Source organism: Xanthomonas albilineans, assembly GCF_002939705.1.
Lineage (GTDB): Bacteria > Pseudomonadota > Gammaproteobacteria > Xanthomonadales > Xanthomonadaceae > Xanthomonas_A > Xanthomonas_A albilineans.
In genome coordinates this window covers 113,494-125,112 of the sequence record NZ_MDCB01000012.1, presented here as the reverse complement: position 1 = coordinate 125,112, position 11,619 = coordinate 113,494, and the positions used below count along the sequence as shown (strand labels likewise).

7 protein-coding genes are annotated in these 11,619 nt (G+C 62.8%); 5 read left to right on the top strand and 2 right to left on the bottom strand.

Going from position 1 to position 11,619, the window contains the following annotated elements; all coding sequences use genetic code 11:
- Together XalbCFBP2523_RS16395 and XalbCFBP2523_RS16840 are read right to left on the bottom strand one after the other, a co-directional pair.
- Positions 1-1,113, bottom strand: a 1,113-nt coding sequence (locus tag XalbCFBP2523_RS16395) for a Tle-like phospholipase domain-containing protein (RefSeq protein WP_430523481.1), incomplete at its 3' end; no start/stop codon positions are given.
- Positions 1,110-1,967, bottom strand: coding sequence for a hypothetical protein (locus XalbCFBP2523_RS16840; RefSeq protein ID WP_196297592.1), 858 nt, complete (start codon positions 1,965-1,967; stop codon positions 1,110-1,112). The genes XalbCFBP2523_RS16395 and XalbCFBP2523_RS16840, both read right to left, overlap by 4 nt.
- 224 nt (positions 1,968-2,191) lie before the next feature.
- On the opposite strand from XalbCFBP2523_RS16840, the gene aptA reads away from it, so the two are divergent.
- The 5 genes from aptA (at position 2,192) to XalbCFBP2523_RS11860 (ending at position 11,606) form a co-directional block, all read left to right on the top strand.
- On the top strand, positions 2,192-3,571 hold the full coding sequence (gene aptA, locus XalbCFBP2523_RS11880) for an omega-aminotransferase AptA (protein ID WP_196297593.1): 1,380 nt from the start codon (positions 2,192-2,194) through the stop codon (positions 3,569-3,571).
- Positions 3,572-3,631: 60 nt separating this feature from the next.
- Complete coding sequence (gene ald, locus XalbCFBP2523_RS11875; RefSeq protein WP_012916458.1) at positions 3,632-4,744, top strand: alanine dehydrogenase; 1,113 nt, start codon at positions 3,632-3,634, stop codon at positions 4,742-4,744.
- 175 nt (positions 4,745-4,919) lie between these two features.
- Positions 4,920-6,221: a DUF445 domain-containing protein gene (locus tag XalbCFBP2523_RS11870; protein WP_230599089.1), complete on the top strand. Its 1,302-nt coding sequence runs from the start codon at positions 4,920-4,922 to the stop codon at positions 6,219-6,221.
- Positions 6,222-6,398: 177 nt separating this feature from the next.
- Positions 6,399-10,517: a CHASE domain-containing hybrid sensor histidine kinase/response regulator gene (locus XalbCFBP2523_RS11865; RefSeq protein WP_045765949.1), complete on the top strand. Its 4,119-nt coding sequence runs from the start codon at positions 6,399-6,401 to the stop codon at positions 10,515-10,517.
- Positions 10,518-10,562: 45 nt separating this feature from the next.
- A complete protein-coding gene (locus tag XalbCFBP2523_RS11860) occupies positions 10,563-11,606 on the top strand; it encodes a response regulator (RefSeq protein ID WP_012916461.1) in 1,044 nt (347 codons plus the stop codon).
- The last annotated feature ends 13 nt before the right edge of the window (positions 11,607-11,619 follow it).

The window sequence follows — 11,619 nt, the reverse complement described above, 5'->3', positions numbered from 1 at the left end:
GAAAGCCGCAACACCCGCCCGATGCGCCGCCGAGGCCATGCGCTCGTCCATGTCGTGTACCGCATGGCCAACCGAGCGCGCGGCATCGCCGGTATCGTGCAGACTGTGTGCTGTACTCTGCACGTGCGCGTTATGTTCGATGGCATCGCGCAGCGGCGTGTCCAAGTTCAACGCCAGGTATTCGTTCACCTGCCGCTGGATGTCCGCTGGCAGATGGGTCTGGCCAGGGTGCGCGCGCATCTGGCGTAGCGCCTGGGACAATTCGGCACGTTCGTGAGCAACCTCCCAGGTGAAATGCTCGAAGGCACTCTGGTGGTCCGTGTAGCGTTGCGACGCTTCGCTGAAACGATGCGGGGCCAGCACGTTGTCCGGACTTTGACTACCGAAGTACTGGGCGCCGCCGTGGTCGCCCAATCGCATCGCCAGCAGGACATTCGGGGGCGGTGCACCGACGGGCGCATCCAGATACCGGCCAGCGCGCAGGCTCTGCACATCGTCATGACTGGCTAACGACACCACACTGCCGACGTGAGGACTGGCCGCGCTCACCAGATCGTTGGCCATGCGGTAATTGGTCACGTGGCAGCCTAGCTGCGGCGTGCCATCGGCCAGCCCCCTAGCGCCATAGGCGTTGTAGGTGGAGCCGGCCAGGCCGTATTTGGCCGCCTCGATCTGCGCCAGTGCGCCGCCGAGGGAGTGGCCGGCGACGGTCACATGGTCTTTGGGGATTCCTCGTGCAACGGCCTTGGCGAGCATCTGCGCCGTGAACGCATCGGCGGCGGCTTTTTGTGGATTGACGGCGTCGCGCACCATCGTTGCATCGACAGCGATGTCCTGGAGGGTGGTGAGCGCATGGCCTGCTTTTTCCGCCTTGGTCTCGCCGGTAAATAAAGCCGGGTCGGTGCCACGGTAGGCGATGATGATGTTGTGTGGTACGTCCACGCTTCGATACGCTGTTGCGTGGAAACCGGTTATAGGATCGTTCGCGTAGCCGAAGACAGTATATTTATCACCAGCTAGATATATGCGATTGGGACTGTCGACTTCGCTCTGAGAGCGGTTTCTATAAGAATCAATGGCCGCATCGGCACGCGTTTGATCAGCAGGCTTCATGGCTTGGCTTCCTTGACAGAGATGGTGACTTGGAAATGAGCATCTGGGTGCTGAACAACCTCATCGTCTTCTCCAGTGAGAGTTTCAGTACCATACTCAACGAAAGACTGATTCCCGTATGCGCTTTTCTTAAAGTAGTAGGTCTCCTGACTTTCTCGCAAGAGTTCCACCAACATACCGCCCCAATTGAACCTAACTCCCTTGGCTATAGCAGAAATGCCAACACCGGTCGCATCCCAGTGGCACACGCCAAGCTTGAAATAGTCCTCATCCAGCAAGGCGTCGCGGTAGAAATATCCCTTCCACGTGTGATCGTTCACCTGTGTCATGGGAACATCTAGCTGGGTATTAGGCGTCTGCCGCACACCAAGGAACGGGGCCAGCGGCACGCATTTTTCATTGATGACGTCATACCCGATGTACGCCTTGATCGTATCCCACGGCCCCGGCGCATGGGAGGTGGCAATCACTTCGTAGCGTTTGACCGGGTGCGGGTTGAGGTGGCCGGTGGCGCCGTCATTGCCGACATCGATGCCTTTGGAGCAGCCCGCAGCGGTCAGGGCCAGCGGCATGATGGCGGTGGCGGCAAGGTGGTGCAGTTTCATCGGGTCGTCCTCGGGGGGATGGGGCGCGGATACGGCGGCAGGCAGGTACGGTGGCCGCGCAGGTTTACGCTTGGGCTCCACCGGCAATCCGCCGGGTGGCAGCGGCCCCAGCTCGGCGCGCACCCGCGCATTGATGATCGCCATATCGCGCAGCAGCTGCAGATCGTGCAGCGGATCGCGCACCTTGAGTTTGCGCGGGCGATAGGGATTGTCGCTGTGATCGTCTTGATCGTCGGTGTCCTGGCTCATCGCGCGTGACCTCTCCTTTTGATTTGGACCAAGCCTCCCCACTGCACTTGCGATCTTACGCCACAGGGCCGATGCCGCAACTGACGAACTGCCCATGATGTGTATATGAGGATTCCGGGCACTGTTCCCGCCCGTCCAGAGGCGACGCAGCAGTTTCATTAGCCGCTCTAATTGGTGCGCTCCTGCGGTACCGGCATGAGGTAAAGTTTTTCAACGTCCTTCGCATGGAGCCTGCGATGCATCCTCAGTCCACTCTCCCACCTCAAGCACTGTCCGACCGCGACGCCACACAGATGCCTCTGAATTTAGAAGCGTTCTGGATGCCATTCACCGCCAATCGCCAGTTCAAGGCACGACCGCGGCTGCTGGCCGCGGCAGAAGGCATGTATTACCGCAGCGTGGACGGACGCCAGATCCTCGACGGTACCGCCGGGCTTTGGTGTTGCAACGCCGGTCATGCGCGACCACGCATCGTCGAGGCGGTGGCCCGGCAGATCGCCACGCTGGACTTCGCGCCGACCTTCCAGATGGGCTCGCCACTGCCGTTCGTGCTTGCAGAACGACTGGTGGCATTGGCTCCGCCTGGACTCAATCATGTGTTCTACACCAACTCTGGCTCCGAATCGGTGGATACGGCGTTGAAGATCGCACTGGCATATCACCGCGCCCGTGGCGAGGGACAGCGTACGCGCTTGCTCGGTCGCGAAAAGGGCTATCACGGGGTCGGCTTCGGTGGTATCTCGGTCGGCGGGTTGCCGAACAATCGCAAAGGGTTCGGCCCGCTGCTGCCCGGCGTGGACCATCTGCGACATACGCTCGACATCGGCCGCAACGCATTCGCGCGCGGTCTGCCGACGCACGGCGCCGAATTGGCCGACGACCTGGAACGCCTAGTCACGCTACACGATGCCTCCACCATCGCCGCGCTCATCATCGAACCGATTTCCGGCTCGGCCGGAGTGGTGCTGCCACCGCAGGGTTACCTGCAACGCATCCGCGAGTTGTGCGACAAACATGGCATCGTGTTGATCTTCGACGAGGTCATCACAGGTTATGGCCGCATCGGCAACGCGTTCGCCGCGCAACGCTTCGGCGTGGTACCGGACATGATCACCACCGCCAAAGGCCTGACCAACGGGTGCGTGCCGATGGGCGCCGTGTTCGTGTCGGATGCGATCCACGACGCCTTCACGCACGGCCCGGCAGCGGCCATCGATCTGTTTCACGGCTACACCTACTCCGGCCATCCGTTGGCCTGCGCTGCCGCATTGGCGACACTGGAGACATATGCAGAAGAAAACCTGTTCGACAAAGCGATCGAACTGGGTGCCGCCTGGGAACAGGCGATCCACGCACTGCGCGGCCTGCCGCATGTGATCGACATCCGCAACTTCGGCCTGATCGGTGCGATCGAACTGGCCCCGCGCGAGGGCGCGCCCGGTGCGCGTGCCTACGACATCTTCGAACGCTGCTTCCACGAGGGCGACTTGCTGATCCGCGTCAACGGCGACACCATCGCGCTGTCGCCGCCGCTGATCGTCGAGCGCGCGCACATCGAACGCATGTTTTCGGTACTGGCGGAGATGATCCGCAACACGTTCTGACTGTCCACCCAACCATCCACCCGCGCTCCCCACACGCTGCGTCCAACTGGAGAACCGCTCATGCTGGTCGGCGTCCCGAAAGAGATCAAGAACCACGAGTACCGGATCGGCTTGACCCCATCCGGAGTCCGCGAGTTGGTGCTGTACGGACACCACGTTCTGGTGCAGCGTGGCGGCGGCCAGAGCATCGGCCTGACCGATGCCGAGTACGAACGCGCCGGCGCGCACCTTGCCGAGGACGCAGCTAGCGTGTTCGCCCAAGCCGACTTGATCGTCAAGGTCAAGGAACCGCAACCAGAAGAATGCGCGCTACTGCGCCCTGGGCAACTGCTGTTCACCTATCTGCACTTGGCGCCGGATCCGCGACAGGCCGACGCGCTACTGCATTCCGGCTGCACCGCGATCGCCTACGAGACCGTCACCGATGGTCACGGCGGTTTACCGCTGCTGGCACCGATGAGCGAGGTCGCCGGGCGCATGGCGATCCAGGCCGGCGCGCACGCGCTGGAAAAAGCCCAGGGCGGCTCCGGGGTGCTGCTGGGCGGCGTGCCAGGGGTCAAGCCAGCGCAGGTGCTGGTGATCGGCGGCGGCGTGGTCGGAATCAACGCCGCACGCATGGCGATGGGCCTGCACGCGCGAGTGACGGTGCTGGACCGTTCACTGGAACGGCTCAAATACCTGGACGAACTCTACGGTCAGCAACTGAACACGCTGTACTCCACCCACGACGCTATCGAACACTGCCTGCCGCATGCCGATCTGGTGATCGGCGCGGTGCTCATCCCCGGCGCTGCCGCGCCCAAACTGGTCTCGCGCGCGCAACTGGCGCTGCTGCGGCCAGGCTCGGTGCTGGTGGATGTGGCGATCGACCAGGGCGGCTGCTTTGAGACCAGCTATGCAACCACCCATGAGCAGCCGACATACAAGGTCGATGGCATCGTCCACTATTGCGTGGCCAACATGCCAGGCGCCGTCGCCCGCACCTCCACCTTCGCGCTGACCAACGCCACACTGCCGTTCGTGCTGCTGCTCGCCGAACACGGCGTGCAGGCCTTGCGCGAGGATCAGGACCTGCGCAACGGCCTCAACGTGCACGCTGGCAAGCTCACCCACCGCGCGGTGGCGCAGGCACTGGGCCTGGAGTTCGTGCGTCCGCTGGACGCACTGGGCTGACGCTGCATCTGTCTACTGTTCCCTGTCGCAAAGACGGCATATGCACCCGCGCGCCCCATCGCATCGAAGGCCACACGAGCGAAGAGCATCGCGAGTCCACAAATCGACTCCACCGCCTGGTAATGGGTGCTGCAATGAAGCCCGCTTGACCCTGCGCTGCGTACACTGACCCGGCATGAGCTTCTCTTCCGATCTCCCATCGCCTCCCGATCCACGCCATACGCAGTTGCGGCGGATGAAACGACTGGCCACATTGCTGTTACTGGCAATGCTATGCGGTTTCCTGCTCAGCCACGCCATGGGTATGCACGGCGCCTGGGCCTGGATCGGCGCGTTCTTCGAAGCCGCCACGGTCGGCGCGCTGGCCGACTGGTTCGCGGTGGTGGCGCTATTTCGACATCCATTGGGTCTGCCGATTCCGCACACCGCCATCATCCCGCACGGCAAGACGCGCATTGCCGACAGCCTTGCGGTGTTCGTCCGCGATCACTTCCTGGAGCCGGACGCACTGCTCGCCAAACTCACCGTATTCGATCCTGCGGCGCGACTAGGCCAGTGGCTGGCCGAGCCGGAGCAGGCGGGCAAACTGGCCGAGCTGGCCCGCGGCTGGGCGTTACAGGCGCTGAACCTACTCGACGAAGCCGCAGTGCGGCGCCGCATCCACAACTTCGTGGTGGCACGCCTGCACGAATGGGATGCCGCCGCCACTGTCGGCGAGATTCTCGGCCTGCTCACCGCCGACGGCCGCCACCAGAGACTGCTAGACGAAGCATTGACCCGACTCGGCGACCACCTGAACGATGCCGAGGTCAAACAACGCGTGTCGACGATGATCGTCAAATACGCACGACGCGAATGGCCCAAGCTGGTCGGCACGGTCGCGTGGGTGAAGCCGGTGGAGGGCATCGCCGATACCCTGGCCGAGCGCCTGGCACAGGCGCTGCTGGACGAACTGCAGGAGGTGCTGTCGCAGCCGCAGCATCCGCTACGCCAGGATTACGAGCGCTGGCTCGGAGGCTACGTGCAGCAATTGCGCGCCGATCCGGCCACCGCCGCCAAGATCCAGGCGCTCAAGCAGCGGCTGATCGAACACCCCGACGTGCAAGACTACGTGCAAGGGCTGTGGAGCCAGATCCATGCCAGCCTGCGCGAGGATCTATCGCGTCACGATGGCGCACTGGCGCAACACTTGCGGAGCGCGCTGGGCACGCTGGGCCAGTCATTGGCTCAGGACAGCGCGCTGCGCGAGGCACTCAACCAGCATCTGCTCGACGGCGCCGAACAACTCACCCAGCGTCTGCGCAACAGCGTCACCGCGCATATCGCGCAAACCGTCAAGGGATGGGACGAGCGCCACCTGGTGGATCAATTGGAACTGAGCGTCGGCCGCGATCTGCAGTACATCCGCTTCAATGGTACCCTGGTCGGCGGCCTGATCGGCGTGATACTACACGCCACCGTCACACTCCTTACGTAAAGGTCCAGATGTTGCTCCCCGCGCAAGCAACGGGGGCTGGTGCGGTCGCAATGTTCGCGCTAACTTGGACGCACATGTTGTGCGGACCTGTACGGTCAGGATGAATGCCATCGCGCACGGACTACGGGGATGCCGATGCTCACGCCGCACCAGCGTTGACCAGAGGAAAGGGAGTGCATGCCGAATAACCGCTGGACACTCACCGCCGGCCCTACACGATCGGCGCGTTTTGCCGCATTGGCCGTGCTTGGCACGGGCCTAGTTGCCGCGGCTTTGGTCGCGCACAGCGTGCAGAAACATAACCGTCAGCAGGACCAGACCAGGTTCCAGCAACTCACCACCCATGTCACCGAAGAGCTGCGGCAGCACCTGGACGTTTACGAACACGGCCTGCTCGGCATGCGCGGCGCAGTGATCGTCGCCGGTGACGATCGCATTTCGTCCGAGGGTTTCGCGCGCTACAGCGGCTCGCGCGATTACAAACGTGAGTTCCCAGGCGTGCATGGCTTCGGTTATATCCACCGGGTCGCGCGCGCCGACGAAACCGCATTCCTGAGTGAAGCTCACGAGGATGGCATGCCAACGCTGCAGATCCGCGAATTGGCGCCGCACGATGGCGACCACTTCGTCATCCTGTATAGCCAACCGCCAGGGCAAAACAACTTCGCGCAAGGCTTCGATATCGCGTCCGAACCGGCACAACGTGCCGCTGCGCTGGCCGCCGCTTACTCGGGCAATTCAACCATCACCTCGCCGATCCACCCGTTCGAAACCACGAGCAACGACAACAGCGAATTCCTGCTCCTGTTGCCGATTTACCGCGCAGGCATGCCACTGGAGACCCCGCAACAGCGCTGGCAAGCCACCACGGGCTGGGCCTATGCGCCATTGAACATTGCCGAGATGCTGGCCTCCTCGCCCTATCACGGCAGCGACCTGTACCTGACAGTGGCAGACAGCCAGTCGCCCGACCAGCCGTTCTATCGCGGCGACAGTAGCGGACACGCCAGCCCTGCGGTGGGCGCCACCAACCTGCGCGCAGTGCGCAGTTTGCCCGTGTATGGTCGTCAATGGCGACTAACCATGCAGGCCACGCCGAGCTTCGTGCGCTCGCTCAACCAATCCTCGCCACTGCTCGATGGCGGACTGGTCGCTGGTGTCTCCATGCTGCTGGCCGCGCTGCTGTATCTGTCCCTGACCAACCGCCACCGTCGCGACCTGTTCCTGCGCGAGCAAAGCCAATTGGCCGCACTCGTTGGCAGCACCAGCGAGGCGATCGTTGCAGAAGACCTGCAGGGCCGTGTGACCCATTGGAATCCCGCCGCCACGCGCATCTTCGGTTACACCGCGGCGCAGGCCATCGGCCAGCCGCTGCACACGCTGCTCGGCTCACACCTGCGCGATGCCAGCAACGGCGACACGCAAGTCCGCGAACTGCATCATCGCAATGGCCAAACAGTCAACGTGCTAGCCAGCGTCTCGCCCATCATCGACGTCGACGGCAACACGATCGGCCACTCGCACCTGTTGCACGATGTGACCGAACGGGTGCGCGCCGAAGCGCGCGTATTGGAGCTCAACGCCACACTGGAACAACAGGTCGCGCAGCGCACCAGCGAACTGGTCACCTACTCGGCATTACAGCGCGCGATCCTGGCCCATGCCGGCTATGCAATCATCGCCACCGACCCGGAAGGCACCATCACCCTATTCAATCCGGCCGCCGAAACCCTGCTCGGCTATACGGCGCAGGCGATGATCGGACGTAAAGCTACCGGCTTATTCCTTGATCCGGAGCAACTGGCCGAACGTGCCGAGCGCATGACCATACAGTCCGGAATCAAGGTGCAACCCGCGTTCGAATCCATCGCCGCATTGTCCACGCTGGGCCGCAGCGATACCCGCGAATGGACCTACGTGAACAAAGATGGCCTCGCGTTGCCGGTGCTGCTCACCCTGAGCACGTTGCGCGACGACGACGAGCGGGTGATCGGCTATCTGGGCATCGCCGTCGACCTCACCGAGCAAATGCGCCGCGAGCGCGAGCTGCGCCTGGCAATCGACGCGGCAGAGACCGCTAATCAATCCAAGAGCGATTTCCTGGCCAATATGAGTCACGAAATCCGTACGCCGATGAATGCGATTCTGGGCATGCTCTACCTGCTGCAAAACAGCGAGTTGCCGCAAGCAGCCAAGGACATGATCCAGAAGACCGACATCTCCGCGCGCGCATTGCTGGACATCATCAACGACATCCTCGACTTCTCCAAGATCGAATCCGGGCGTATCGATCTGGAATCGGAACCGTTCGACCTGAGCCAGTTGTTGGAAAACATCGCCACTCTGATGACCACGGCGATCAGCGCCAAACCAGTGGAGATGATCGTCGAGCCGTTGCCCAAAGGTTGCCGTTGGCTGCGTGGCGATGCGCTGCGACTCAACCAAGTACTGGTCAATCTGGTCGGCAATGCCATCAAGTTCACCGAACAGGGCGAAGTGACGCTCTCCGTGCGCGCCTTCCCCAGCCCCGAGGTGGGCAAGATCAAATTGATGTTCTCGGTGCGCGATACCGGCATCGGTATTCCTCGGGAAAAACAGAGCCTGATCTTCTCGCCGTTTCTGCAGGCGGACACCTCAACCAGCCGTCGTTACGGCGGCAGCGGCCTGGGCCTGACCATCAGCCGACGCCTGGTGGAACTGATGGGCGGGCAGCTCGAGGTGCAGAGCACTCCCGATCGTGGCAGTGATTTTTATTTCGCCATCACCTTCGCGATGCTGCCAGCGCCGACCGCCGAACCGGAACTATCCGAACCGCCCAGAGTACTGATCGCCGACGACCATGACCTGGCCCGGCGCAACCTAACCACCATTGTCAGCGGCTTCGGCTGGCAGGTGGAGGCCGTCGCCAACGGCACCGCCGCGCTCGCAAGCGCAGCCGCGCCGGAACACGAGGACTTCGATGTGCTCCTGCTGGACTGGCACATGCCCGATCTGGACGGATTTAGCGTGGCGCACCGCATACGTGCGCAGACGACCTCGGACCGGCAACCGATCATCGTCATGGTCAGCGCTTACGAACGGCGTCTGCTCGAAGAACGCAACCAAGGGGCAATCGACGTGGACGTGGATGCGCTCATGACCAAACCAGTCACCGCCCCCACCCTCTACAGAACCATTGCCACGCTACTGGCGCGCCGCCGCGGCGAAGGCCCCACTCCGTTGCTCTGTGGCGACAGCACCTTGCGCCTGGCCGGTGCGCAGCTGCTGGTGGTCGACGACAGCCAGATCAACTGCGAGGTCGCGCAACGCATCCTCGAAGGCGAAGGCGCAATAGTGGAACTGGCCCACGATGGCGAACAAGCGCTGCAGCGGCTGCGGCAAGAGCCCAGCCGCTTCCAAGTGATCCTGATGGACGTACAGATGCCGAACATGGATGGCTACGAAGCCACCCGTCAATTACGGGCAGACCCGTGTCTGGCTGCCCTGCCGGTGATTGCACTGACCGCTGGCGCTTACCGTCAACAACAGGAACTCGCTCTATCCAGCGGTATGAACGGATTCATTGCCAAGCCTTTTCAGGTCGAAAACCTGATTGCGACCATCCGCAAATTCCTCCCCATTCCCATTCCAATGCCCATGACATCGCAACCGCTCGAACCGACGCGAGCGGCTACCAGTGCCACCTGGCCAGAAGCCGATCCGGCACTGCTCGACATCGCCCAGGCGCAGCAGCTCTGGGGCGAACGCGCGCCCTACCAGCGCTACCTGCTGAAACTGCTGCAGGAACATCCAGATCCAGCGGCAAGCGTGCAAGCATTTCTGGATGATCAGATGTTAGAGCAGGCCATCTTCCACGTGCACACACTGCGCGGATCGGCTGGATCGCTGGCGTTACCGGCCTTGACCGCAGCAAGCGCAGTGCTCGAGGAGCGGCTGTACACGGACCCGGCACGGGCCAATACCGAAATCGCGGCATTGGCAACGACCATGGCAGCCACTATCGCGGAAGTGCGGCGCTTCGTCGCCGCGATCGACGCCGAGACGGCAGCAGCGGCTGCACCGGCACCACCGCCTACCACCAGCGCGCCCCCACCGCCAGCGCCGCAGGAAACCTGGCAGTTGCTGCTGCAGGCGCTGGACAGCGACGATCTGGACCGTATCGAGCGCGCGACCCAACGCCTAGCCCCCTGGCTGTCAGAGCCCAGAGCCACGGAACTGAATCAACTCTTAGAGAATTTTTCCTTCCGCGAAGCCGAGGCTAAAGTCAGGCAATGGTTGGCCGATGCTAGTTCCTGAGCTGCACTTCAGGTGCGGTCTCGTTGCGCGCCGCCAAGGAACCCCATGTTCAAGCCAACCCTACTCTGCGTCGACGACGAGGCCAGCAATCTGGCGCTGATCCGCCAGATCCTACGCGAAGACTACACGCTGGTCTTCGCCAAGAACGGCACCGATGCGCTAAGCGGCGTCGCCAAGCATCATCCTGCGTTGATCCTGCTAGACGTCGAACTGCCCGACATGGACGGCTACAGCGTCGCACGCACGCTCAAGCTAGAACCGCGTAGTGCGTCGATCCCGATCATCTTCGTCAGCGCCAAGGACAATGAAACCGACGAAAGTATCGGCTTCGACGCCGGAGGTGTCGATTACATCACAAAGCCATACTCGCCCAGCATCCTGCGCGCGCGCGTGCGCACGCACCTGTCGCTGGTCAGCGACGCCAGCCTGGCCAACAGCCACCGCGACGCGATCAAGATGCTGGGCATGGCCGGCCACTACAGCGATACGGACACCGGCAACCATATCTGGCGAATGGCCGCCTACGCGCGGGCGCTGGCACTGGCCGCCGGATGGTCGCGCGAGGATGCCGAGCTGCTCGAACAGGCCGCACCGATGCACGACACCGGCAAAATCGGCATTCCCGATGCCGTGCTGAAAAAACCCGGACCGCTGGATCCCCAGGAATGGGAGGTAATGAAACAACATCCACAGATCGGCTACGACATCCTCAGCCGTAGCAACGCACCGCTGTTCCGGCTCGCCGCCGAGATCGCGTTGTGTCACCACGAACACTGGAACGGCAGCGGCTACCCGGCCGGCCTCTCCGGCGAACATATTCCCGAATCGGCCAGGATCGTCGCGCTCGCCGACGTCTTCGATGCGCTGACCTCGCACCGCGCGTACAAGCAACCCTGGTCGCTGGACAAGGTGATGGCCCTGTTCCAAGAACGCTCCGGCAACCAATTCGAGCCGCGCCTGGTGCAGCTATTCGGCACGATCCTGCCGCAGATCATGCAAATCCAGGAGCACTGGAACGAACACAAGCCGGACACCGCCGCCGCTCCGCATCCGCTCGTCGCACCGGTAGCGCTGACTACGCCGTGCTGACACGCGGCCACGC

Bases quoted from the DNA above. Each gene is read 5' to 3' on its own strand.
- XalbCFBP2523_RS11870 (WP_230599089.1), top strand. From the start codon at position 4,920: ATGAGCTTCTCTTCCGATCTCCCATCGCCTCCCGATCCACGCCATACG.
- XalbCFBP2523_RS16840 (WP_196297592.1), bottom strand. From the start codon at position 1,967: ATGAGCCAGGACACCGACGATCAAGACGATCACAGCGACAATCCCTAT.
- ald (WP_012916458.1), top strand. From the start codon at position 3,632: ATGCTGGTCGGCGTCCCGAAAGAGATCAAGAACCACGAGTACCGGATC.
- aptA (WP_196297593.1), top strand. From the start codon at position 2,192: ATGGAGCCTGCGATGCATCCTCAGTCCACTCTCCCACCTCAAGCACTG.
- XalbCFBP2523_RS11865 (WP_045765949.1), top strand. From the start codon at position 6,399: ATGCCGAATAACCGCTGGACACTCACCGCCGGCCCTACACGATCGGCG.
- XalbCFBP2523_RS11860 (WP_012916461.1), top strand. From the start codon at position 10,563: ATGTTCAAGCCAACCCTACTCTGCGTCGACGACGAGGCCAGCAATCTG.